This window comes from Donghicola sp. (genome assembly GCF_025210255.1).
Taxonomy (GTDB): Bacteria; Pseudomonadota; Alphaproteobacteria; order Rhodobacterales; family Rhodobacteraceae; genus Donghicola; species Donghicola eburneus.
Genome location: NZ_JAOARZ010000022.1, coordinates 331,480 through 354,452 on the forward strand (window position 1 = coordinate 331,480; position 22,973 = coordinate 354,452).

Consider the following 22,973-nt stretch of genomic DNA (forward strand, 5'->3'; position numbering starts at 1 on the left):
CTTCAAATGTGCGGGAAATTTTCGGGTTATCCGCAATGCGATCTGCCCCGGCTTGACCCCGCCGGGGCAGTGGGTGCTCAGTGGTTGATGACAGCCATCACGGCGCTCCCGATTTCTTGCAGGGCGGCGTTTCGCGTTGCGAAGTCCGCATCCACGTCAGAGATAAAGATCGTCGCGATCCACGGGTCGGCACCCTCGGGCGTGATCAGCGCAATGATGTTGCGCGTGTGGCTGCCGCTGCCGGACTTGTCGAGGATCAGCCAGCCATCTGGCGCATCTGCCCGCAGCAGGTTTTTTGTGACACCGCCAAAGCTCATCCACTCGACCAGCTGGATCCGCGACATCGGGGCGAGCACGTCACCGAGCAAGAGAGCGCGCAGCGTTTCGGACATGGCGCGCGGTGTCGTCGTATCGCGCGGGTCGCCCGATGCGAATGTGTTTAACTCAGGCTCGCGGCGGTCAAGGCGGCTGATTTCGTCCCCGATCTCGCGGAAAAAGGCGGTGACTGCCTGCGGGCCGCCGATATGGTCGATCACCATATTGGTCGCAGTATTGTCGCTTATGTCGAGGGCGGCAAAGCATAGGTCCGAGAGGGTCATCTCGGTACCGACACGGGTCTTGGTTATCGGCGCGTAGGCGAGGATTTCATCTTGCCTCACAACCAGCGTGTCTGACAGCAAGAGCGCACCCTCGTCGACCTGTTTGAGCATGGCGGCACAGACGGGCGCTTTGACGGTGCTGTTCATCAGGAAACGTTCATCGGCGCGGTGCGCCCACGATGTATCGGAGCCCGTGTCGACAAGCATCACGCCAACCCGTGCGCCAAGGCGATTTTCGACCTCGCTGACGGTGTTGGAGAGCGTTTCGATGGCTGTCTGGGCGGGGACAGCTGTGGTCAGGCACAGGCCGAGAGAGAGCCCTGCCGCGAGGCGCGACAGGACGTAGGCGGTGATCCGCATGGTTTTTATCCTTATTGATTGAGGTGCTCGAAACACCGCTTGGACATCAGGTGATGTCATGGGGGCACTTGTAGTCTGGCGAATATCCGGCCATCAAACGACAAATCTTATGACCTGCTATAAGTTGAGGTAATGCCATGGATCGCCCCGACTTGCCGCTCAATGCTCTGCGCGTTTTCGAGGTCGCGATGCGGCAGGGCAGCTTTACCAAAGCTGCGATTGAGCTGCGGGTGACGCAGGCAGCGGTCAGCCATCAAGTGGCGCGGCTAGAGGATCTGCTGGGGGTGACGCTCTTCTTTCGCACCTCGCAGGGGCTCGTTCCGACGGATGAGGGACGCTTGCTGTTTCCGGTGCTGGAACACGGGTTTGATGCGATGGCGCGGGTTCTGGACCGGCTTGGCGGGCGGCGCGATATCGAGGTGCTGAAGGTTGGCGTAAACACGACCTTTGCGCTGGGCTGGTTGATGCCGCGGCTCGAGATGTTCCGGCAGGCCCACCCCGAAATCGACCTGCGCATCTCGACCAATAACAATCGGGTGGAGATCCTGCGCGAGGGGCTGGATATGGCGATCCGTTTCGGCGCCGGCGGCTGGACGGGGCACGAGGCACTGCCGCTGATGGAGGCCCCGCTGTCGCCGCTCTGCGCCCCATCGCTGGTAGCACGGTTGGTGGAACCCGCCGATCTGGCGCAAGTCACGCTGCTGCGCAGCTACCGCAGCGCCGAATGGGCGGGCTGGTTCGAGGCGGCAGGTGCGGTCTGTCCGCCGGTCACGGGGGCGGTCTTTGACAGTTCGATTGCACTGGCCGAAATCGCGGCGTCGGGCGGCGGAGCGGCGCTTTTGCCTGTTACGATGTTCGAAAGCTGGATCGCGTCGGGGCGGCTCGCGCAGCCTTTTTGGCGTGACGGTAACCGCTGGCCGCTATTACCTTGCTTGGCCATCGGACAAACCGCAAACGCCAGCGATGCGCAGCTTTGCCAGTTGGTTGTCCGGGAGGCGCGCCGCCTGAGTGTTCCGTCTGCGGGCGGGCGTGCCGCCGCACCCAGAGGTCATGCGATAACTTGGTTAGCCCACCTGCATACCGCCGTAGAGCATCGTGCGCGGCAGGTCGAAGATGAAGTAGGGGTTCAGTGCGGGCAGGGCGCTCGCGGCGTTCAGGCGATCCAAATGATCTTCGGTGAATTCTAGCGACAGGGCGGCAAGATTCCCTTTCAGTTGCTCGGGCTTGCTCGCCCCCAGTAGGAGCGACGTTGCGCCTGGTTGCTGCAGCACCCAAGCAAGCGCGACCATGCACCATGGGCACGTCCAACGCGTCAGCCACGGCCCGTGCGGTGTCGACGATGTCAAAGTTGCGCTCGGTGAACAGCATCCCGCCATATGGGTTCGCGCCGTTCAGACGCTCGCGCGGCTGGTCCTCGGCTCCGTCAGCGGCATTCGGCACCGTGGCGCCTTCGGAGACGGCGGCGAGTTTGTCGCGTCTGTATTTGCCAGTTAGCAATCCGCCTCCCAAGGGGCTCCACGGCATCATGCCAAGGCCGAATTCCCGCGCCATCGGCAGGATGTCCAGCTCGACGCCGCGTTCCACCAGAGACCAGGCGTATTGCAGGCCGATCGGCCCCGGCAGGCCATGGGCGCGGGCTAGCGTGGCGATCTTGGCCACGTACCACGACGGCGCGTTGGAAAAGCCGTAGTACAGAATATCGCCCCGTGCGACCGCATCGGACAGTGTGCGCAGGACCTCTTCGGCGGGGGTGAGTTGGTCCCAAACATGCACCCAGTACAGGTCGATCCGGTCGACGCCGAGCCGCTTGAGCGATCCTTCGATCCCGAGCCGAATGTTGTAGGCGCCGTTGCTCGCGTGCATCGGCGTGCCCTCAGACCGCGAGAAGCCCGCCTTGGTCGAGACCACCAGCCGGTCGCGTATCCCGCTGTCCTTCACGAACCGGCCCAGCATTTTTTCGCTTTCGCCGCCCGAATAGACATCAGCGGTGTCGATCAGGTTGCCGCCAGCGTCGACATAGGTGTCAAAGATCGCGCGTGCCGTGGGTTCATCAGTGCCCCAGCGGCCTGCGCCAAATGTCATGGTGCCAAGCGCCAGCGGACTGACGATCAGTCCAGAGCGGCCAAAAGGGCGGTAGTCGGTCATGTTCATGCGTCTCTCCTGTGCGTTGAGAGACAACGTAAGGGGCCGCGGCGTCGGCGATTAGCTGCTAACGGTGCCATAAGCTTGTGAGGATAGTTCAGTAATGGCACGCACACCGCTCAACGATCTTGGCGCTTTCGCTGCCGTTGCTCGGACGCGCAGTTTCACCGCCGCTGCGGTAGAACTCGGGGTCTCGCCGTCGGCCCTCAGCCATGCCATGCGTGGGCTTGAGGACCGTCTGGGTGTACGGCTGCTGGCGCGGTCCACCCGCTCCGTCGCACCGACAGAGGCAGGCGCGGCGCTGCTCAACCGCCTAGCTCCCGCGCTGACTGATATCGAGGAGGGGTTGGAGGCGCTTGCTGCGTTTCGCGACACGCCGGAAGGGATCGTGCGCCTGACGACCTTCCACTGGATCGCCTCGACTTTTCTTGCGCAGCGTTTGCCAGCCTTCCTCGTGGCCCATCCCGGGATCACGGTGCAGGTGACGGTGGACGACAAACTACAGGACATCGTGGCCGACAGGTTCGACGCCGGGTTGCGCTTTGGCGACGACGTAGAGAAAGACATGATTGCCATTCGCGTCGGTCCGCCTTTGCGGCACCTCGTGGTGGCGACGCCGGATTACTGGGACCGCCACGGGCGCCCGACACACCCGCGCGATCTGCGCAATCACCGCTGCGTCTCTTACCACAACCTAAGTAGCGGCAGCATTAGCCCATGGGAGTTCGAAAAAGACGGGCGCGAGCTGCGGCAACGCGTTGAGGGCGGGCTGATCTGCAATTCCGTCGACCGTGCGCTCTCGCTTGTCCGGAGCTGAGAGAGCGTTAGCCTGCACATGGAAGAGGATGTGGCCGATGACCTTGCCTCTGGGCGATTGGAGGCTGTGCTCCAAGACTGGTGCCCACCCTTCGACGGCATCAGCCTCTTTCATCCAAGCCGCCGCCAGACCCCACCCGCGCTGCGCGCATTGATAGACTTTCTGAAGAAGTAACGTGTTGGTTGGCCCTCGTACGATCTTCGCTGCGGCGAGCGGTGCACTTGGTGTGTCCAGTCGCTGTAAGTTGAAAATCAGAGGATACCCGCGCCCGTGACGCTGCTTTGCTCTTTATGGACTGCGGAAGGCGACGGCCCTTTGCACGTCTCACCATCCGTCGCATTGGCCGTGTCCCAAAGGGCATGCAAATTGTTGGTCCTGCCAATGCGAACATCTGTACAGAGCCACGGTTTTTTCAGTTAGTCGCGGCGAAAGACATTCAGCCCAAGCTCTGGAGCGTCTTTGGCCGAATCCCATATGCGCTTTAAGCACGAGCCTACCAACCCCGCACACGCGGCAGGCTATCCAAAATTTATGTCGCAAACCTATCCCTCTGTCCCAAACCCATCCCATCGATGAATGGTCCTATAGGTTTGGCGCGATATGTCGTTCTTCCAACATAGAACCAAAATGGCACTATCTGGGGGATCTCATGGCCGAAATCGCGGTGTTTCCAAACGCAGCCGACCACGCTCCGCAACAGCCCGAGCAGGATAAGTCTGCGATCGCAGGGATTGCAAATCGCGTCGGAACCCTGAGTGTCGCAATCGCCGAGGTGTCTGGGGATGTGAACGACACCGCCGCGCGGGTCCAAGAACAGAGCGAACGATTCAGGCAAATCCACAATCGCGCCCTCGGGATGTCCGAGCAGAGCGCCGTGGTCACCTCTGCTGCGCAGCGCGCCTTGGGGATTTCCGAAGAGGCCGAGGGGCGCATGGCATCGACCAGCGGAAACCTAAGCGCCATGGTGGCCGACGTGAACCGCCTGACTGAACAAGTCACTGCAATCGCGGGGCAGCTTGATGGTCTGCAGGCGGCACTGGATCAGGTGGCCAAGGTTTCGCGCCATGTGGCTGGTATTTCCCGTCAGACCAACCTGTTGTCGCTGAACGCCTCGATCGAAGCGGCGCGCGCAGGGCAACATGGCAAAGGTTTCATGGTTGTCGCGGGCGAGGTAAAGGAACTGTCGAACCAAGCCGGGCAGGCGACTGCCGAGATTGGCGAGACTATCGAACAGCTGAACAAAGAGCTTGGGGCCCTGCGCGCCAACGCGGAAAGCGCCACAGCTTTGGCCGGGGATATCAGCGAGAAAACCAGTGGCGTAGAGGGCGAAATCGACGCCATCCCCTTGACGCTTGGCAAGGTGCGGGTCGCACAACAGGATATCGTGACGGCCTCTGGCACCATCGACCAGTCGATCGTGGCGACCCAGAAGGACATCGACGAGTTGATCGTAAACGTGGAGCAATCCGCAGGTAGCCTTGCCAAGGCGAACGACGCCTTGCTCGAAGTCACAGACGACGCTGAAACGCTCACGGCGCTGTCCGCGCAGCTGGGGGTCGAGACGTATGACACGCCCTACATCGACGCCGTCAAAACCTATGCGGCGCAGATTACCGAGGCGCTCAATGCTGCGGTCAAAGCGGGTAGGGCGACGGAGCGGGATCTCTTTGACGATAACTACGTCCAGATCGAAGGCACAGCGCCGATTCAGCACATGACCCGCTTTACGCATCTGACGGATTCGATCCTGCCGAGCTTCCAAGAGCCGCTGCTCAAGTTCTCGGACAAGGTGGTGTTCTGTGCGTCCATCGATCGCAACGGCTACATTCCGACCCACAATTTGAAATTTAGCCACCCCCAGCGTTTTGGGGATGTGGAGTGGAACACCGCAAACTCGCGCAACCGTCGAATCTTTGACGACCGGGTCGGCTTGGCGGCGGGCAAAAGCACGCGTCCGTTCCTGCTTCAGGCCTATCGTCGCGACATGGGCAATGGCGAATTCCGCATGATGAAGGACGTCTCTGCGCCCATTTACGTCAACGGACGCCACTGGGGTGGTCTGCGACTCGCATATCTGTGCGACTGAACGGGGCGGGGTGCCCATAAGGGTATATCGCCGCATCCCAAAGCGAACGTTACCTGCCGTTAAGAGATTATTCTCCTTTGGCGTGCATTTTGCGAAACTGAACCCAATAGGCAATCAGGAGTGACCATGTACGGCGATCACTATGACAAAGGCCCCGGACCCGCGCGGCACATTGCCGTGGTGCGAAGCCAATATGGCGGAAACTATCAGGAATTCGGTCGCCACTACGGCTACGATCGCATGGAAATGATGGTCCTGCAGCGCAAAATCACACGCCGCCTCTATATAGGAATCGCTGGTTTGGCGACCGGTGCGGTGGTTCTGGCGTGGGTGTTAGGCCTACTGACCTGACCGTTGGGGAATGGGGTTTAAAAGGGCTGGTACCGAGAGGTGCCAGCCTTTTTCCGTTTTGCGATCCGATATCCGTGCTACGGCTTGCGCAAACGTCATAGAGGCCATGCGCGGCAGCGCCTTGCCATATTGATCCATATGAAATAGATAGCAAAGCTACCTAAATATGGAGCGCCCCGTGAGACACAGCGAAAACCGAGAGGACATTGGCTTTCAGCTGGTCATGGTGTCCCGCCGCTATCGCAAGGCAATGGACGCCGTCTTTGCCGAAAACGACCTGAGCGATGCGACTTCTCTGCCGCTGCGCTACTTGGCGCGGCAGGAGACGCCGCTTCGGCAAAAGGATTTGGCCGACCGCTTGGCCATCGAAGGCCCGACACTGGTGCGCACGCTCGACATGCTGGTGTCCAAAGGGCTGGTGCGCCGGACAGAGGACCCAGACGACCGGCGGGCCAAGCTGATCAGCGCAACTGACGAGGGACGCGCATTTCTAAAACAGATTTCAACGCGGTTTAGCGCTCTGCGAAGCGCTCTGTTCGAGGGGATCGCCGAGGCGGACATCGACGCGACCCTTCGGCTGCTCGACCAATTGGAGCGCAATATTGCAACGCATCGCGACAGGTGACGCGAATAAACGAATTTTAATTCGCTCGGGCAGGATGCCGGAGCTGGAAAGGTGGATTGGATGACACGGTCGGATTGGGCGCGCGCGGCGAGCCTTGGGATGGCAGCTTGGATGTCCTTTGTGGTTGCGACGGCGCTCGGGGTGGATCACGCATTCTGGGCGGCGATGCCGGTGTGGGTAGTGGCCCAACCTTGGCGCGGCGTCACGATGGAGCGGGCGCTGTGGCGGCTGGTCGGGACAATCGTTGGCGGTACGGCGGGGCTGGCGTTGCTGGCGGTGTCGCCGTCGCCGTGGGTGACAGGGATCGGCATGTCGGCACGGCGCGCTTGCTGCTGGATGCAGATGCTTCGGACGCCCAACTGGATGCAGCGGTCGCTGAAACCGTAGGTCAGGGCGCAGCGCTCGAGGCGCGTGCGCGGCTCGTGGCTGCTGGGTCCAGAGACGGGTATCGCCGGATGGCGGCGCTAGACGCTATTTTGGCGGCGGGGCTTGGCCTGCTCGAGGCGGCGACTGCCGCAAGTGAAGACCCCGAGCAACGAGAGCTCGCGATCCAAGCGTTGGACACCCACGCAGACCGGCCTGAACCGACATCGGCGCAAGCGGTGTTTCCCGCAGTCGTCCGTCTGATCGAGGCGCAGCGGGCCCTGCAGATCGCATCCGAAGATCTGCAATCCGTCGCCCGCTCTGGACGAGATTTTCGCAAGCTGGTGCCGCCAAACAATCCGGCGCTTGCGCTTCGCGGTGCACTTCTGGCGGCGGCTGGGGGCCTTGTTGGGTCCGCTTTGTTCATTCTGACCGGCAGCTTTATCGGAGAGCTGACGGCGTTCTCGATGGTGATCTTTTCGCTTGTGCTCGGGTCGATGCCCGTCCCGCAAAATATTGCGCCAAAGCTGGTGATTGGTGTTTTTGCAGGGGCAAGCGCAGGGGTCCTTTATCGCCTTGGGGTGCAGCCGTTTGTCACGGATTGGGTGACGCTCGTGCTGGGTCTGCTGCCGTTTGTCGCTGTGGGGGCGATTGCCCGCGCCAACCCGCGCACCGCGACTTACGCGCTAGATGCGAACATGTGCTTTATGCTGGCCAGTCAGGCCGGTGCGGCTGCAGCCCCTCTGCCAGTGGTTCTGGGATCAGGTGCGGCGATGATTGGTGGTACGATTGCGGTGGTCCTGTGCATCATGGCGCTGCCCCGTCCGGGGCGTGGGCTTATCACCAAGACAGAGGATCGTCTGATCCGCGACCTGAATGCCTTGTCCGCACGTCGAGAGGCCGTCGATCCGCACCGGTGGTCTGCCCTCTGGGGACGCCGTATTTTGACCTTGGCAACAGCGCTGGAAACGGCCGGCGAAGGCTTGCCGCGGCAATTCTTTGGCCTTGCGGGGCAGGGCTATCAGATTTTGGGGCGGCATTCGAAGACAGGCTAAACCCCAATCAGGTGGCCGCTTCGTCCAGCCGTTCGGCCACCAGTTCCAACCCCTGCCGAATGCGGCCAGGGTCGATCGACGAATAGGCCAGCCGGTAATGCGAGGCATCGGGCGCGCGTCGGGCAAAGAAGGCATTGCCCGGCTCGATCAAGACGCTGTCGGCTCGCAGGTCCAGCGCCAGCTTCATCGTGTCCACGCCCTCTGGCGCGCGCATCCAGAAGGACGAGCCGCCGTGCACTTCGCGCGTGCCAAGGGTCAGGCCAAACTCTTTGATGCAGTCCTCCATGACCGCGCGGCGCTTGGCGTAGCTGCGGGCCATGCGGGTGATCTGCGCGTCGTAGTGGCCCAAAGACAGAAAGTAGGCCGCCGTGCGCTGGATGTGGCTGGGGGGATGGCGCAAGACGACAGAGCGCAGCTTGCGCATTTCCTCGATCATCGGGCGGGCGGCGACCACATAGCCCAGACGCAGGCCGGGAAATACCGATTTGGAGAACGAGCCGACGTAGATCACCGACCCTGCCTGATCGAGTGATTTGAGCGCGGGCGCAGGCGATGACAAAAAGGACATCTCGAACTCGTAGTCATCCTCGACGATGATGTAGCCGTCACGCAGAGCGCCCTCTAGCATAGCAAGCCGACGGTCCAAGGGCATGGTGATGTTGGTCGGGCAATGGTGGCTGGGGGTGGTGAACACCACATTGGCATCTGCGGGTATCAGGTCGGGTGGCAGGCCGTCTTCGTCCACGTCGATGGATGACGCTACAAACCCCATCTGGTCAAAAATCTGCCGCAAGCCGGGATAGCAGGGGTTCTCGACCACGGCCTTTTGCCCCTCTGACAGCAGGAGTTGCGCGATCATCCAAAGGGCATTTTGCGCGCCCATTGTGACGAGAATCTCATCCGGTTCAGCGCGAATGCCGCGACGGGGCAGGATGTGTCGCAGGATGTATTCGATCAGCATCGGATCATCGCGCTGGTAGTGGTCGCGGGTCAGGGTGTCGAAGTCCCGCCGCCCCACGGCCCGCAGAGAACAGTCGCGCCAGTTGCGGTGGTCAAAAAGCTCTGGGTCGGACTGGCCGTAGATAAACGGGTACTTGAAGTCGGGCCAATTCGGCGGCCGTGCGATGTTCTGGCGGGGCTGAGGACGGCGGGCCAGAATGCCATCCCAGTCGACGCCGCCGCTCTGGCTCTTGTCGACCTCGCGGAAACTGGGGCGCTTGGGGGCAGTGTCCGCGATAAAGTATCCCGACCGGTCGCGCGAAACGAGATATTCGTTTGAAACCAATTCCGTGTAGGCCAAAGTTACAGTAATTCTGGAGACACCAAGTTGTGCCGCCAACCTGCGCGAGGATGGCATCTTTTCCCCTGCGACGCACCGGCCTGACATGATCGCATCCGACACAATCTGCTGGATTTGCTGCTGAAGTGTCGCCTCGCTGTGGGGCGGCAGCATAAAGATTTCAGGGGGGATCGACATGCACTGGACCTACGACACAAAAGAACTGGCCTTAACGCTAGAAGGCCAGTTCCGAAGGTGCAATCAAAGCTGGGCTTTCGCTTTGCTCAGCCGAAGACGTTGCCCAAAGCTTCATCGATTGCGTTGGTGATTGCGTCGATGTCGTCCGCCGTTGCGATCAGCGCGGGGGCAAGGCAGAGGGTATTGTTCAGCCCTGGAATGGCGCGGGCGGTGGCACCGATGATCACCCCTTGGCGCATACAGTCGGCGACGACGGCTCGGACCTGAGCCTCTGGCGCGGGCGTTTTGGACGCGCGGTCGGACACCAGTTCTAGGCCGCAGAACAGCCCCAATCCGCGGGCCTGTCCGACCACAGCATGCTTGTTCGCCAATGCGTTCAGGTTGGCCATCAGGCGGTCGCCCATGGCGGTGGTGTTGTCCAGTAGCCCCTCGTCCTCGATGATGCGCAGGTTTTCCAAAGCGGCGGCGGGACCAGCCGTGCAACCGCCAAAGGTCGAGATGTCGCGGAACATGGCGAGCGGGTCGCTGGCGTCTTCTTTGAACAGGTCAAAGACTTTTTCGTTGGTCACCAGACAGGCAATCGCCGCATAGCCAGAGGCTACGCCCTTGGCCATCGTGACGAAGTCCGGCTCGATCCCGTAGTGCTGGTAGCCGAACCATTTGCCCGTGCGTCCGACGCCGCAGACGACCTCGTCAATATGGAGCAGAACGTCATACTTGCGGCAAATCTCTTGGACGCGCTGCCAGTAACCCACCGGGGGCGTAATGACCCCGCCGCCTGCGGTCACGGGCTCTAGGCAGATCGCGCCGACGGTGTCTGGGCCTTCGCGCAGGATGACCTCTTCGATGGCGTCGGCGGCGCGTTCGCCATAGTTTTCGACATCCCACTGAGCGCGGTATTCGAGGCAATGGGGCACTTCGACAAAGCCGGGGGTGTAGGGACCGTACTGCGCGTTGCGCTCGAATTGCCCACCAGCCGAGATCGTGGAGATGGTCGAACCGTGGTAGTCACGCTCGCGGTACAGGATTTTGTGCTTCTTGCCGCCGTAGCGCTTGTGCGCGATTTGGCGGACCATCTTGAAAGCTTTCTCGTTCGCCTCCGAGCCCGAGTTCACGTAGTAGACGCGGCTCATCCCTGGCATTTTCGAGATCAGGCGCTCTGCAAACTGCGCCCCAGGAATCGAACCTGCGGATTGGGCAAAGTAGTTTAGTTTCACCAGCTGGTCGCGCACCGCATCGGCGATGCTTTCGCGCCCATAACCCACATTCACCGTCCAGACTCCGCCCGACACACCGTCCAGATGTTCACGCCCTGTGGAGTCCCACAGGCGCATGCCTTTGCCCTCGATCATGATGCGCGGGTCCGTGGACTCATACTGTTTGTGCTGGGTCAGGTGGTGCCACACATGGGCTTTGTCAGCAGCGATGACGTCCGAGAAGTCATTGGTAGAAAAGGATTGTGTCACAGGCGGGCTCCGAAAGCGTGCGTTGAACAGGGGGTGCTCTGCGCCCGACTCGATGGGCCAAGGCGCAGGGTTGATCCCACGGTGTGCCCAAATTTGCAGCGTGAGTAGGGCCAGACGCCGCATAGCCATATGTCCAGTTGGCCACCGCCGTTGAGCGTTTGGGCTGGGGCGCTCTTACTTGGGTCAAGGCGGGCCGTGCAGGTGCAGCATGTGCCGTCGCCGATCACCCCAATCGCATCGCTCCAGCAGATGACCGAGCGTTCCAACAAGGAGGTTGACCATGAAGACCCTCACCAAACTGATGACCGGCGCCGCCGTTTTGCTGAGCGCCCAAGCCGCCACCGCCGAAGAACTGACAGTTGGCTATTTCCTAGAGTGGCCGATGCCGTTCCTCGCGGCCAAGGCGGACGGTGCCTACGAAGAGGCGCTAGGGATGGACGTGAACTGGGTGTCGTTTGAAACCGGCACCGCGATGTCGGCGGCCATGGCCTCGGGCGATGTGCAGATTTCGGTGTCCCAAGGGGTGCCGCCCTTCGTCGTCGCGGCCTCGGCTGGGCAACCGCTGCAGGTCATCGACGTGGCTGTGTCCTATTCTGAGAATGATAACTGCGTTGTGGCGACCGAACTCGAGATCGACAAGGACAGCGCCGGCGAGTTGGCGGGCAAGAAGGTCGCCGTGCCGATCGGGACCGCCGCGCATTACGGCTTCCTTCGTCAGATGGACCACTTTGGCGTCGACCTGTCGAGCCTGACCGTAGTCGACATGCCCCCAACCGATGGCGCGGCTGCGCTGGCGCAGGGCGAGGTCGACTTTGCCTGCGGGTATGGCGGTGGCCTGACCCGTATGAAAGAGCACGGCAATGTGCTGCTGACTGGCGCCGAGAAGGAAGAGCTGGGTATCTTGGTGTTTGATGTGACCACCGCGCCTTCGGATTTCATCGTCGAGAACGAAGCGCTTGTCGCGAAATTCCTTGGCGTGACCGCTGCGGCGAACGCCGAATGGAACGAGACCCATTCGCCCGAGATGCTGGAAAAGATCGCAACCGAATCCGGCATGACAGTCGAGGCGACCGAAGCTTCGATTTCGACCTTCACCTTCCCCTCGATCGAAGAGCAGCTTTCTGCGAAATGGCTGGGTGGCGGCTCGCAGACCTTCATGAAGGGCGTCGCGGATGTCTTCGTGGAGGCAGGTTCGATTGACAGCGCGCTGGACAGCTACGAGGGCTCGGTGAACACCGGTCCGCTGGTGTCGGCGCAATAAGCGGTCCAAACGGGTGCGCCGCACAAGGCGCGCCCAAACCTCTGATCCCCCGAAGGAATATTGTATGTCTTCTTTGAGCATCGAGTCTGTCTCTATGCGGTTTGACCTGCCGGACGGCGGGCATGTTCAAGCGCTCAAGGATGTGTCGCTGGACATCGCGAAAGGCGAGCTTTTGTCCGTTCTTGGCCCGTCGGGCTGCGGGAAATCGACGTTGTTGAACATCGTGGCGGGTTTCTTGGCTGCGACGGACGGGCAAGTAACCTTGAACGGTAAACCCGTGAACGGACCGGGCGCAGAGCGCGGCATGGTTTTCCAGAAAGGGGCGCTGTTCGAATGGATGAGCGTCCGCCGGAACGTGGAATTCGGACTGCGGATGAAGGGCATGCCCGAAACAGAGCGCAACACGATTGTCGAGAACCTGCTCGATACCGTTGGCCTGCGCGCCTTTAAGGACAAGGCGGTGTACGAATTGTCGGGCGGGATGCAGCAACGCGTGGCTTTGGCCCGCTGTCTGGCGAATGATCCGGACGTGATCTTGATGGACGAACCTTTGGGCGCGCTGGACGCTCTGACCCGAGAGAAGATGCAGGGACTGGTGCTGGACCTGTGGAAGAAGACGGGCAAGACCATCATCCTGATCACCCACTCTGTGGACGAAGCTTTGCTGCTGGGCGAACGGCTGATCGTCATGGCCCCGCGTCCGGGCCGCATTCACCGTGAATACCGTCTGCCCTTCGCTGACCGCGCCGCAGTGTCCGATCTGCGCACGGTCAAAGAGGACCCAGATTTCGGCAACACCAAGAAAGAAATCCTTGGGATGATCTGGGAGATGGAAGAGGAAATCATGAGCGGAGGAGACAAGTAAATGACCGGTCTCGTTATTCTTGCTGTCTATCTCGCGCTCTTTTTCGGGGCATATTTTGCGGTAGTTGCCGTGCGCGCTAGCATGGCCAAGGTCTCTGATTTCACCTCTTTGAAAACGGTGACCTTTGGCGACGAAAGCGCGGTGCGGCCTGATCGCATGGCCTCTTTGATTTCGGTTGTTGTGGTGTTTCTGGTTTGGGGCGCGTTCACCGGATCCAAGCTCGTGCCGATCCATGTTCCAGGCCCGTTCATGGGGCAAACTGAGTTCACCTATACGGCTACTGCGCCCGATGGCGCGACCTCTGACGGGACGGTCCGCGTGCTGGTCCACGAGATGGGCGAGGATGTCTCCGACCCAGAGCCCGCAGCGGACACGGGCTTTGCCGTCAGCGATGTGGCGACGGTTGCGGCTTGGCGGTCGGTGCTCATCCCGGCCTCCCGTAATGACGGCGAGGATGTCACCGTCACTCAGGTCGAGGGGCAGGCCATCAGCCCCGGCGATACGGTCTCGGTTCCCAATGGTTCGGTCACGATGACCCGCAAAGGATCGCTCAACTTCTCGCCCGATAGCGGCTTGCAGATGGAGGCGATCTGGATGCCCCCGCCCGAAGCTGTGGCTGCTCAGTTGGTCGACATTGCGGTGAATGGCTATCAGAATGTGTCCCTGTGGGAGCATGTGGGCTGGTCGCTCTGGCGCGTTCTCTCAGGCTTTGTGCTGGGGTCGCTGATCGGCATTCCGCTGGGCTACGCGATGGGCCTGTCTGGTTGGGCGCGCGGTTGGTTCGATCCGATTGTCGAGTTCATGCGCCCTGTGCCGCCCTTGGCTCTGATCCCGCTGGTGATCATCTGGTTCGGCATCGGCGAGAACGGCAAGATCGTGCTCCTGTTCCTTGCGGCGCTGTGGGTGATGATCATCTCGGCGCGGGCAGGGGTGTCGGGCGTCAACATCACCAAGGTGCATGCGGCCTACTCGTTGGGCGCATCGAAATGGCAGGTGTTGCGCCACGTGATCGTTCCCAATTCACTGCCCGAGATTTTCACCGGTGCGCGGGTGGCGATGGGCGTATGCTGGGGCACCGTGGTCGCGGCAGAACTGGTCGCTGCAGAAAAAGGTGCGGGCAAGATGATTGTTGCGGCGTCGAAGTTCCAAGCAACCGATATTGTGATCATGGGGATCGTTCTGATCGGGATCATCGGCTTTGCCATCGACATCTTCATGCGCAAGGCCGAGGCGTGGTTGGTCCCATGGAAAGGGCAGTCCTGACCTTGTCCCGACAGGCAAACAAACGGCGCGCAGTCACACTGCGCGCCGTTTTGCGTTTACAGCAGACCATTCAGCCCTTTGATCCCCGTCAGCAGCGCAGAAATCAGCATGATCCCCAACGCCGCCATGCGGTAGTGCCCGTCGCCAAGCCGCTTGAACAGCAGACTGCCCGCATAGGTTCCAATCAGCAGCGCCGGATAGCTGGCCGCCGCAATGTAGAGTAGGTCAACGGATATGGCGTCCGAGCCAAGCTCAATGAACAGCAGCGCCAAAGCGGCGGCGAAACTGAAGTAAATCAGCAAAGACGCACGGCTGGTGGCTTTGTCCGCGCCACGACCCAAGAAGTACGCCACAGCGGGCGGGCCGGGCATTGCGGCCAAACCCGCGAGCAAGCCAGCAGCGCAGCCGGTCCCAAGCGCTGGCCCGCGACCATCGGGGATAGCAACCTTGGCCAACAAGGCAAACAGCCCCACGAATACCAGCGCCGCAATTGCCACGCGCATCACATCGGGGGGCAGTTGCGTCGCCAGAAGCGCGCCAGCTGGCGCCCCGACCAACGTCCCGAGGCACAAGAGACCTACCGCCTTGCGGTCGATCCGCCGGTGATGCTGGTAAATGTCAAAGGGTGCGGCAGCGATCTGCAGAATTTCGATCACGATGACCGCATGCAGGGGCGGTACCACCAAACTGAACAAAGGCACAGCAGCGAGCCCAAAGCCAAAACCGGTGACACCACGCAAAAAACCGGCGGCCAAGGTGGCCGCCGACAGAATAAAGATATGATCCATGTCAGTCGAAATTCATCACGATGGTTTTTGATCTCGTAAAGTGTTCCAGCATCGCTTCGAGCGAGGCCTCTTTGCCAAGCCCCGATCTGCCAAAACCCCCGTAGGAAACATTCGGCTGGATGGTCAGGTTTTGGTTCACCTGCACATATCCTGCGTTCAGTCGCGCGGTGCTGTCCAAGGCGGTCGAGAGGCTGCGCGTCCAAACGCTTGCCGCAAGGCCATAGTGCGTGGAGTTCGCTGCAGCAATGACCTCTTCGTAGTCCGTCCAGCTTTGGACAACCGCGACGGGGCCAAAGATTTCTTCCATCACGCAGGGGTGGTTGTCGGGCAGGTCCATCAGGATGGTCGGCTGAATGAACAGGTCAGGGGACAGATCGGCGCTGCTGGGCAGGGTCCCATAGCGTTTGACAGTTGCTCCTTCGGTCCCCTCGGCCAGCGCAATATAGCGCTGGATCGTAGCCATCTGACGCGCGTTGATGATCGTGCCGACGTCGGTGGATTCGTCCAACGGATCGCCTATGACCAGCGCGTTCAGCGCCTCTTCGAGCTGCGCCATGAACGCGGCCCTCAGGCTCTCATGCACGTAGATCCGGCTGGCGGCCGTGCAGCTCTGCCCTTGGCGGGTGAAACGCATGCCAGAGATCGCCCCCGCGACGGCTTTGTCCAGATCGGCGTCTTCGCAGATAATCATGGGGGATTTCCCGCCAAGCTCTAGTGACACGGGGATGATCCGGCTGGCCCCGATTTTGTAGATTGTTTCGCCCACGGCTTCGGACCCGGTAAAGGTGATCTTGGCGATGTCGGGATTGCGTGTCAGGGCATCGCCGCACTCTGCGCCCGTGCCATTGATCACGTTCAAGATCCCAGCAGGCAGGTGGCGCATGAGGATGTCCGCCATCAAGAAAGTCGCAAAAGGTGCCTCTTCCGAGGCTTTGACCACCACGGTGTTGCCGGCAACCAGCGCGGGCCCAACCTTGAGCGCAAAGAGGACCAGCGGCACGTTCCACGGGACAATGGCGGTGACCACGCCCAAGGGCTCGCGGGTCGTCATGGTCAGCATGCGCGGGTTGTAGGGGATGGTCTGGCCTTTGATCTCGGACCCGAGGTTGCCGTAAAAATCCATGATGTCAGAGGCAACAGCGACTTCGCCGCGGCATTCGGTCCGGATGGCTTTGCCGGTTTCGCGGGCCAGCACCTGCGCAATGAGCGCCCCATGCTCCGCCAAAGCGCGTGCGGCAGCGGACACGCGCTTGCCGCGATCTCTTGCGGGCACTGCGGCCCATGCGGCCTGCGCGGCTTGGGCTGCATCAACCGCGAGCGCTGTGTCCTCTGCCGTGCTGGCGGGCGCGGTCCCCAAGACCTGTCCTGTCGCCGGATTGCGAACGTCTAGCGTATGCTTTGTCTTGGCCAGCGCGGCGTTGACCAAATTCGCAGAGGCATAGGCCGCGAAGGTGGCATCTGGTGTCGTCGGGAGTGGGGGCAGGGTGGTCATCTTGGCCTCGGGGTCAGTCTGTTTGACCCCGAGAGTACTCTTGCCCGCTTGGCTCGCGTTAGGGCCAGCCTGAAGCTTTGATAAGGCCAGATGAGGTCCCTAAAGCCCGGACGCCGATCAGAAGTCGACCACGCCTTCGTCCAGCCAAGTCACCCCGACAAGCCGGATCGAGCCATTGTCGTAATCCAGATAGGTGTCGCCGTTCTCGTGAGTGACGGTGACTTCGACATCGCCTCCGGCGAACCGGATTGTGTCCTGGCGTTTTTGGAAGTCGAGGATGAGGTCATTCCCTTGGTCCTGACCGCCCGCGGCGAAAATAAAAGTATCCTGATGCCGACCACCGGTCAGAACGTCATCTCCCGTGCCGCCAAAGAGCTTGTCTCGTCCGGTGCCCCCCGAAAGCGTGTCGTTCCCCGCGTCGCCCTTGAGCTTGTCATTCCCAGCATCCCCAAAGAGCTCGTCGTCCCCATCATTGCCGAACAGCTTGTCTTTGCGTTGCTTGCCGGACAGCCAATCGTTTCCGTCATTCCCAAAGAGCCGATCGTTTCCGCCATCACCCGAAATCGTATCGCTGCCGGCGCCGCCACGGATAACATCCCGTCCTGCGTTTCCGAAAAACAGGTCATGGTCATCGCTGCCCGTGATCTTGTCGCGGAAGCGCGTTCCGGCGAGTTCCTCAACATTGCTAAGCATCAGGGTGCGGGCGTACTCCGTGCCTGACACCTCTTCGGAGAAGGTGACCATGCCGGTCCCAAGGTTTGCGATCACGCCGGTCGTCAGTTCGCTGAGGACGACGTAATCTGTATCCTCGCCCCCATCAAAGTGATCGCTGATCGCGCGGGTCTGCCCATAACCCATGGACGCCGTATAGACGTCGTTCCCGTCCCCACCCGAAATGGAGTCCGCGCCGTAAAAGCCCAAAAAAGACTCGCCATAGACGCCACCGGTGCCGGTCCAATCTGTCGTCGACAACAGCGTGTTCAGCGCATGCATCGGATCGTCCGCGTCGGCGGTCGCCAGCAAGCTTTGGAAGGAGATGTCGGGCAAGCCGTCAATGATCATCGCGACAGAGCCCACATTCGGCCAGTAAATGTCAATGTGTCTGACGGTGCCGTCGCCCAACCCGTTCATCCCTGACCCAAAGAAGTTGGTGTAGGGATCGCGCAACGGGTTCACGCCATAGTCGATGCGCGTGCTGGTGCTGGAGAGAATTTGATTATTCTCGCTCTCGAGAACAGAGAGCAGCAAGAGTTGCATCGCGCCGTGATAATTGTTGTGGGCAAAGGTAGCGGCCATGTTCGATCCTTCGAGTTGGAAAACCGAACAGGCGTGTTCGATTTCGAAATCGCAACGGGGAGTTTTGCGCGGTATCTCTCAATAATACGTTAGGATCAGTAAGAAGTTGAGGCGGATTTTTACCCAAGCTAACCGGACGCGCGCATTGGCGAATTGGTCGGGGCATGATCATGCTCTACGCATTTGGGGACCTGTCAGCCTCCGAACCCCTCCATCCCGCCGCGGATCAGGAGCAGGATCGACAGGACAAAAAGCATGATTTGGATGATCCTCACATAAACAACTTCTGAAAGGATCCCGGTGATGTACCGCCCCGCGAATGTCCCAGCGACGCCCGACGCTGCGAGAGCGGCGATCAGACCCCAATTCAAGCCATCCAACTGGCCAATAGCCCAGTAGGCGGGCAATTTCACCAGATTGCCGATGGCAAAAGCGATGGCGATGGTTCCGGCGAATTCCAGCTTCGGCAGTTTTTGCGGCAGCAAATAGGCTTGGGACGGGGGTGCGCCGGAATGGGTGATGAAGCTGGCGATGCCGGTCAGGGTGCCCCAGAAGACGCCGGGCAGGACCTTGGCCTCGTGCTTTTCAGTCGAGCCGCGTTTTAGCCAAGCGCGGGCGCAAAACCACAGGCCGATCAGACCAGTAAAGATGAGCAGGGCGTATTCCGGCGTGTAAGGGGTGATAAACGTCGCAATGGCGACCCCAAGCAGAATTGATGGCGTCAGGATCAGCAGATTGCGTTTGGAATAATGCTGGCGGTAGAGCCAGACGCCGAACCAGTCGGTCACGATGTACACTGGTAGCAGGGTCGCGGCGGCTTTGACCGGGTTCATGAAAAGCGCGAGCATTGGGACCGCGATCGCAGCCGCCGAGGCAAGGCCGCCTTTGGACATCCCGACGATCAGCGCGGCGGTCACAAGAAGAATTGTATCTAGCATTCAGATCGGTTGCGCGGCGCGACTTGGGACACGCCGCGCGCTCCTTAGGCGTTGGTCAGGCGCGACATGTCTTCGTCGGTCAGGCTCAACTCTGCGGCTTTGGCAAAGCTTGCGACTTGGCTCAGGCTGGTGGCTGACGCGATAGGGGCCGCTACGCCATCGCGGGCAATGAGCCACGCAAGCGCTACTTCGGCAGGCTTGGCATTGTGCAGTGCGGCAACATCTTCGAGTACGTCAATCAGCTTCATCCCGCGCTCTGTCAGGTATTTCTCGACCATGCCGTCGCGCTGACGCCCACCCAGATCGTCCTTGGACCTGTATTTTCCCGACAAAAATCCGGCAGCGAGCGAGAAGTAGGTGACTACGCCGATATTCTTTTTCAGGCATAGCTCACGCAGCCCGCCATCCAGCGCATCGCGGTCATATAGGTTGTATTCCGGCTGGATCACTTGGTAGGCAGGCAGCCCCTCTGACACCGAGGTGTCGAGCGCGGCACGCAGCAATGTCTCGTCGTAGTTTGAGGCACCGATCGCGCGGATCTTACCCGACTTGAGCAAAGCGTCATAGGCGCCGAGCGTTTCGGCATGAGTTACGCTGTCATCAGGCCAGTGCGAAAAGTACAGGTCGACGTAGTCGGTTTGCAAACGCGACAGCGAATTGTCGATCGCCGCGCTGATCCAGTCTGCGCCAAGGCCCTTTTGCCCGTCGCCGCCCAAGTCCGAGCCGACCTTGGTAAAGAGTTTGACCTTGTCCCGCATACCGGGCCGTGCCGCGAACCAATTGCCAAGCACTGTCTCGGATTCGCCGCCCGAATTTCCATCCGCCCATGCCGAGTAGACATCGGCGGTGTCGATGGTATCGAACCCGTGGTCGATAAATGCATCCAGAATTTTGAAGCTTTCGGCTTCGTCGAGGGTCCAGCCAAAGACATTGCCGCCAAAAACGATGGGCGAGATGTTGAAACCGGTGGTGCCGAGTGGTGCGTAATCCATGGGAAAATCCTTGGTTTGTAAATCGGGGACGAGCGTCTCTCAGGATGCCTTGTTCGAGGCCGGCGCAGGGATCCAGCGCGGGCGGCTAGGATGGCCGTCATAGGACATGGGCGCAGGGAGCTGTTCGAACTCGATCAGCAGACCCCACGGGGTCAGGCCGAACTGGCCGCGGTTCCCGGGTCCTTCTTCCTGATCGCTCAGGTCGTAGGGCCCTTCCAGCAGCTTGCCGCCCGCAGCCGCGAAAGCCCGTGTCGCGGCGTCGATATCATCCACCGTCACACTGAAGTGGCTGATGCCGTAATCGGAAATGCTGCGCCCCGTCTCGCCGCCGGGCCGATCAATCTCAAAAACCTCTAGGTTCGCGCCGTTCTGGAGCCGCAGCATTGAAACGGCGACCATCCGGGTGCCTTTGCGCAGTCCGTTCTTTGATCCCACATCCTCGTGGGTGATGGGATCGTGATCCTTGTCAGTAAGCGAGTAGAGCACTTCGGCCTCAAAGGCGGCTTTGAAAAATCGGATGGCCTCTTCGTGATTTGGAACGGTCAGGCCGATATGTTCGATGCCGCGAATACTGCTCTGGGTCATGGGGTCCCTTTCTCTCTGAACACGTCACTGAAATGCGGGACGGCCTGTTCGAGGCCCGCGACGTTGGGGCATCCAGATTATCGGATGCAGGTCGCGGACGAGATGACGTCCCAGTCACATTGAGGATGAAATCACCGAAGCCTTGGGCTCCGCGCTTCTCGATGTAAACGTGCGTAAGCTCGTGCTGTTCCAAGCGTTTATGGCATAGCCGTCTTGCAAGGGTCATCTCGGGTCAGACAGAACTGGGTTTCGTCTGATGCCAGCAAAGCCAGTGAGTCGTTCGTAACTGAGGATGCGAACGATGCTCGGCTCAGCCGACATGCCAAACCGTCCGCTTTCGAGGCGTCCGATAGCCTGGGGCGTGAGCTTTAGGGGAGTAGTCCGAAGGGAGCGACTTGCTTAGTAATTTGCCCGCCGCGTTCAAAAACGCAGCGGGGCGAAGCATCGATCGCGTATCTGGCTGACGGTATCAGCCTTTCGCAAGTTGGGGCGCAGAACGCCCCAGCTGTTAGACCATCATTTCTTTGGTCGCGGTCAAGCTTAGTTCGGGGTGATCGCGGACCACGCGGTCGATGTCCCACTGCATGCGGGTTAGGTACACAACGTCGCCATCGTGATCGAAAGCGATGTGCTGCTTGTTCGTGTTGACGAACTTGTCCACGTCAGCCTTGGCACCGGACACCCAACGGGCGCTGGTGAACTGGCTCGCCTCAAACCGGACGGGCAGGCCGTATTCCAGCTCGATCCGGCTTGCCAAAACTTCGAACTGCAGTGCGCCGACGACGCCGACAATAAAGCCCGAACCAATATTCGGTTTGAACACCTTGGCCGCACCTTCTTCGGCGAATTGCATCAGCGCCTTTTCAAGGTGCTTGGCCTTCATCGGATCGCCCGCGCGGACGCCCTGCAACAGTTCCGGTGCAAAGCTAGGGATGCCGGTGGCGCGGATGGTCTCGCCTTCGGTCAGGGTGTCACCGATGCGCAGCTGACCGTGGTTCGGAATGCCGATGATGTCGCCGGCCCAAGCCTCTTCGGCCAGTTCGCGGTCCGAGGCGAGGAACAGTACGGGGTTCGAGATCGCCATAGGCTTTTTCGTTCGCACATGGGTCAGTTTCATGCCGCGCTTGAAGTGGCCCGAGGCCAGACGCACAAACGCCACGCGGTCGCGGTGCTTGGGGTCCATGTTCGCCTGCACCTTGAAAACAAAGCCAGCGACTTTGGTTTCATCAGGGCTGATCTGGCGAGGATCGGCGCTTTGGGGCTGGGGTTCGGGGCCGTAGTTGGCAATCCCGTCCATCAGTTCCTTGACGCCAAAGCTGTTGATCGCAGAGCCGAACCAGATCGGGGTCATGTGCCCTTCGAGCACCGATTGAGGGTCAAGCGCGGGCAGCAGCTCGCGGGCCATCTCGACCTCCTCGCGCAGCTGGTCCAGCATGTCGGCGGGAATGTGTTCTGCCAGTTTGGGATCGTCCAAACCTTGGATCTTGATCGACTCGGCGATCTTGTTCCGGTCGGCGCGATCCATCAGCTCCAGCCGGTCATTGATCATGTCGTAGCAGCCCAAGAAATCGCGGCCCATTCCGATCGGCCAGCTGGCAGGCGTCACGTCGATGGCAAGGTTTTCTTGGATCTCGTCGATGATCTCGAAGGTATCGCGGCTTTCGCGGTCCATCTTGTTACAGAAGGTCAGAATGGGCAGGTCGCGCAAACGGCAGACCTCGAACAGCTTCTGGGTCTGGCTTTCCACGCCCTTTGCGCCGTCGATCACCATGATCGCCGCGTCCACCGCCGTCAGAGTGCGATAGGTGTCTTCGGAGAAATCCGAGTGACCGGGGGTGTCGACGAGGTTGAAGCGGAATTCACGGAAATCGAACGACATCGCCGAGGCGCTGACCGAGATCCCGCGATCCTGTTCCATCTTCATGAAGTCAGAACGCGTGCGGCGCGCTTCGCCTTTGGCGCGGACCTGACCGGCCATCTGGATCGCGCCACCATAGAGCAGGAATTTTTCTGTCAGAGTCGTCTTACCGGCGTCGGGGTGCGAGATGATCGCAAACGTCCGGCGGCGGGCGATTTCAGGGGGTAGGGCGGGGCGATTGGTCGATGTATCCAGCATGGCCTCGCGCATACAGCGCCCGCTGGATTTCGGCAA

At 60.6% G+C, this 22,973-nt stretch carries 19 protein-coding genes and 3 pseudogenes; 10 read left to right on the top strand and 12 right to left on the bottom strand.

What is annotated here, in order from left to right; all coding sequences use genetic code 11:
* Window positions 1–77: 77 nt before the first annotated feature.
* Window positions 78–959 (bottom strand): class A beta-lactamase, encoded by an 882-nt coding sequence (gene bla / locus N4A58_RS08905; RefSeq protein ID WP_293708980.1) that lies wholly within the window; start codon window positions 957–959, stop codon window positions 78–80.
* Window positions 960–1,096: 137 nt separating this feature from the next.
* On the opposite strand from bla, the gene N4A58_RS08910 reads away from it, so the two are divergent.
* Complete coding sequence (locus N4A58_RS08910) at window positions 1,097–2,146, top strand: LysR family transcriptional regulator (RefSeq protein ID WP_293708981.1); 1,050 nt, start codon at window positions 1,097–1,099, stop codon at window positions 2,144–2,146.
* An 18-nt stretch (window positions 2,147–2,164) separates the two neighbouring features.
* Here N4A58_RS08910 and N4A58_RS20920 read toward each other — a convergent pair.
* Window positions 2,165–2,335, bottom strand: a pseudogene (locus N4A58_RS20920) (hypothetical protein); the annotation flags it as partial.
* Window positions 2,271–3,110: pseudogene (locus N4A58_RS20925) on the bottom strand (aldo/keto reductase); the annotation flags it as partial. The pseudogenes N4A58_RS20920 and N4A58_RS20925, both read right to left, overlap by 65 nt.
* Window positions 3,111–3,204: 94 nt before the next feature.
* On the opposite strand from N4A58_RS20925, the pseudogene N4A58_RS08915 reads away from it, so the two are divergent.
* The 6 genes and pseudogenes from N4A58_RS08915 (at window position 3,205) to N4A58_RS08935 (ending at window position 8,398) form a co-directional block, all read left to right on the top strand.
* Window positions 3,205–4,092: pseudogene (locus tag N4A58_RS08915) on the top strand (LysR family transcriptional regulator).
* A gap of 475 nt (window positions 4,093–4,567) precedes the next feature.
* Window positions 4,568–6,004, top strand: a complete 1,437-nt coding sequence (locus tag N4A58_RS08920; RefSeq protein ID WP_083595698.1) for a methyl-accepting chemotaxis protein — start codon at window positions 4,568–4,570, stop codon at window positions 6,002–6,004.
* 126 nt (window positions 6,005–6,130) lie between these two features.
* Window positions 6,131–6,355 carry a hypothetical protein gene (locus tag N4A58_RS08925; RefSeq protein ID WP_293708982.1) on the top strand — a complete coding sequence of 75 codons (225 nt, stop codon included), beginning with the start codon at window positions 6,131–6,133 and terminating at the stop codon, window positions 6,353–6,355.
* A gap of 178 nt (window positions 6,356–6,533) precedes the next feature.
* Window positions 6,534–6,980 carry a MarR family transcriptional regulator gene (locus N4A58_RS08930; protein ID WP_293708983.1) on the top strand — a complete coding sequence of 149 codons (447 nt, stop codon included), beginning with the start codon at window positions 6,534–6,536 and terminating at the stop codon, window positions 6,978–6,980.
* Between the two features lie 111 nt (window positions 6,981–7,091).
* Complete coding sequence (locus N4A58_RS20930; protein ID WP_367176936.1) at window positions 7,092–7,367, top strand: FUSC family protein; 276 nt, start codon at window positions 7,092–7,094, stop codon at window positions 7,365–7,367.
* Between the two features lie 68 nt (window positions 7,368–7,435).
* Window positions 7,436–8,398 carry an FUSC family protein gene (locus tag N4A58_RS08935; RefSeq protein WP_367176937.1) on the top strand — a complete coding sequence of 321 codons (963 nt, stop codon included), beginning with the start codon at window positions 7,436–7,438 and terminating at the stop codon, window positions 8,396–8,398.
* Window positions 8,399–8,405: 7 nt separating this feature from the next.
* On the opposite strand, the gene N4A58_RS08940 is transcribed toward N4A58_RS08935, so the two are convergent.
* A complete protein-coding gene (locus N4A58_RS08940) occupies window positions 8,406–9,875 on the bottom strand; it encodes a PLP-dependent aminotransferase family protein (RefSeq protein WP_293708985.1) in 1,470 nt (489 codons plus the stop codon).
* An 86-nt stretch (window positions 9,876–9,961) separates the two neighbouring features.
* A complete protein-coding gene (locus N4A58_RS08945; RefSeq protein ID WP_293709299.1) occupies window positions 9,962–11,341 on the bottom strand; it encodes an aminotransferase class III-fold pyridoxal phosphate-dependent enzyme in 1,380 nt (459 codons plus the stop codon).
* Between the two features lie 280 nt (window positions 11,342–11,621).
* On the opposite strand from N4A58_RS08945, the gene N4A58_RS08950 reads away from it, so the two are divergent.
* The 3 genes from N4A58_RS08950 to N4A58_RS08960 all read left to right on the top strand — a co-directional run bounded on the left by N4A58_RS08950 (window position 11,622) and on the right by N4A58_RS08960 (window position 14,730).
* Entirely contained in the window at window positions 11,622–12,602 is a 981-nt protein-coding gene (locus N4A58_RS08950; RefSeq protein ID WP_293708986.1) for an ABC transporter substrate-binding protein, read from the top strand.
* 64 nt (window positions 12,603–12,666) lie between these two features.
* A complete protein-coding gene (locus N4A58_RS08955; protein ID WP_293708987.1) occupies window positions 12,667–13,467 on the top strand; it encodes a taurine ABC transporter ATP-binding protein in 801 nt (266 codons plus the stop codon).
* A complete protein-coding gene (locus N4A58_RS08960) occupies window positions 13,468–14,730 on the top strand; it encodes an ABC transporter permease (RefSeq protein ID WP_293708988.1) in 1,263 nt (420 codons plus the stop codon).
* Between the two features lie 56 nt (window positions 14,731–14,786).
* Here N4A58_RS08960 and N4A58_RS08965 read toward each other — a convergent pair whose 3' ends face one another.
* The 7 genes from N4A58_RS08965 to N4A58_RS08995 form a co-directional block, all read right to left on the bottom strand.
* Complete coding sequence (locus N4A58_RS08965; protein WP_293708989.1) at window positions 14,787–15,518, bottom strand: sulfite exporter TauE/SafE family protein; 732 nt, start codon at window positions 15,516–15,518, stop codon at window positions 14,787–14,789.
* Window position 15,519: 1 nt separating this feature from the next.
* Complete coding sequence (locus N4A58_RS08970) at window positions 15,520–17,010, bottom strand: aldehyde dehydrogenase family protein (RefSeq protein ID WP_293708990.1); 1,491 nt, start codon at window positions 17,008–17,010, stop codon at window positions 15,520–15,522.
* 117 nt (window positions 17,011–17,127) lie between these two features.
* The gene (locus tag N4A58_RS08975) at window positions 17,128–18,306 is read right to left on the bottom strand and encodes a calcium-binding protein (protein WP_293708991.1); all 1,179 of its coding nucleotides are present in this window, start codon (window positions 18,304–18,306) and stop codon (window positions 17,128–17,130) included.
* Between the two features lie 194 nt (window positions 18,307–18,500).
* Entirely contained in the window at window positions 18,501–19,244 is a 744-nt protein-coding gene (locus tag N4A58_RS08980; protein ID WP_293708992.1) for a sulfite exporter TauE/SafE family protein, read from the bottom strand.
* 44 nt (window positions 19,245–19,288) lie between these two features.
* A complete protein-coding gene (locus N4A58_RS08985; protein ID WP_293708993.1) occupies window positions 19,289–20,236 on the bottom strand; it encodes an aldo/keto reductase in 948 nt (315 codons plus the stop codon).
* Between the two features lie 39 nt (window positions 20,237–20,275).
* Window positions 20,276–20,821, bottom strand: a complete 546-nt coding sequence (locus N4A58_RS08990) for a VOC family protein (protein ID WP_293708994.1) — start codon at window positions 20,819–20,821, stop codon at window positions 20,276–20,278.
* Between the two features lie 508 nt (window positions 20,822–21,329).
* Window positions 21,330–22,937, bottom strand: a complete 1,608-nt coding sequence (locus tag N4A58_RS08995) for a peptide chain release factor 3 (RefSeq protein ID WP_293708995.1) — start codon at window positions 22,935–22,937, stop codon at window positions 21,330–21,332.
* Between the last annotated feature and the right edge of the window lie 36 nt (window positions 22,938–22,973).

Excerpts from the sequence above, each read along its gene's own strand:
- N4A58_RS08950 (WP_293708986.1), top strand. The coding sequence starts at position 11,622 with ATGAAGACCCTCACCAAACTGATGACCGGCGCCGCCGTTTTGCTGAGC.
- bla (WP_293708980.1), bottom strand. The coding sequence starts at position 959 with ATGCGGATCACCGCCTACGTCCTGTCGCGCCTCGCGGCAGGGCTCTCT.
- N4A58_RS08940 (WP_293708985.1), bottom strand. The coding sequence starts at position 9,875 with ATGTCGATCCCCCCTGAAATCTTTATGCTGCCGCCCCACAGCGAGGCG.
- N4A58_RS20930 (WP_367176936.1), top strand. The coding sequence starts at position 7,092 with ATGTCCTTTGTGGTTGCGACGGCGCTCGGGGTGGATCACGCATTCTGG.
- N4A58_RS08990 (WP_293708994.1), bottom strand. The coding sequence starts at position 20,821 with ATGACCCAGAGCAGTATTCGCGGCATCGAACATATCGGCCTGACCGTT.
- N4A58_RS08965 (WP_293708989.1), bottom strand. The coding sequence starts at position 15,518 with ATGGATCATATCTTTATTCTGTCGGCGGCCACCTTGGCCGCCGGTTTT.
- N4A58_RS08995 (WP_293708995.1), bottom strand. The coding sequence starts at position 22,937 with ATGCTGGATACATCGACCAATCGCCCCGCCCTACCCCCTGAAATCGCC.
- N4A58_RS08935 (WP_367176937.1), top strand. The coding sequence starts at position 7,436 with ATGGCGGCGCTAGACGCTATTTTGGCGGCGGGGCTTGGCCTGCTCGAG.
- N4A58_RS08970 (WP_293708990.1), bottom strand. The coding sequence starts at position 17,010 with ATGACCACCCTGCCCCCACTCCCGACGACACCAGATGCCACCTTCGCG.
- N4A58_RS08975 (WP_293708991.1), bottom strand. The coding sequence starts at position 18,306 with ATGGCCGCTACCTTTGCCCACAACAATTATCACGGCGCGATGCAACTC.
- N4A58_RS08955 (WP_293708987.1), top strand. The coding sequence starts at position 12,667 with ATGTCTTCTTTGAGCATCGAGTCTGTCTCTATGCGGTTTGACCTGCCG.
- N4A58_RS08910 (WP_293708981.1), top strand. The coding sequence starts at position 1,097 with ATGGATCGCCCCGACTTGCCGCTCAATGCTCTGCGCGTTTTCGAGGTC.
- N4A58_RS08925 (WP_293708982.1), top strand. The coding sequence starts at position 6,131 with ATGTACGGCGATCACTATGACAAAGGCCCCGGACCCGCGCGGCACATT.
- N4A58_RS08985 (WP_293708993.1), bottom strand. The coding sequence starts at position 20,236 with ATGGATTACGCACCACTCGGCACCACCGGTTTCAACATCTCGCCCATC.
- N4A58_RS08980 (WP_293708992.1), bottom strand. The coding sequence starts at position 19,244 with ATGCTAGATACAATTCTTCTTGTGACCGCCGCGCTGATCGTCGGGATG.
- N4A58_RS08960 (WP_293708988.1), top strand. The coding sequence starts at position 13,468 with ATGACCGGTCTCGTTATTCTTGCTGTCTATCTCGCGCTCTTTTTCGGG.
- N4A58_RS08920 (WP_083595698.1), top strand. The coding sequence starts at position 4,568 with ATGGCCGAAATCGCGGTGTTTCCAAACGCAGCCGACCACGCTCCGCAA.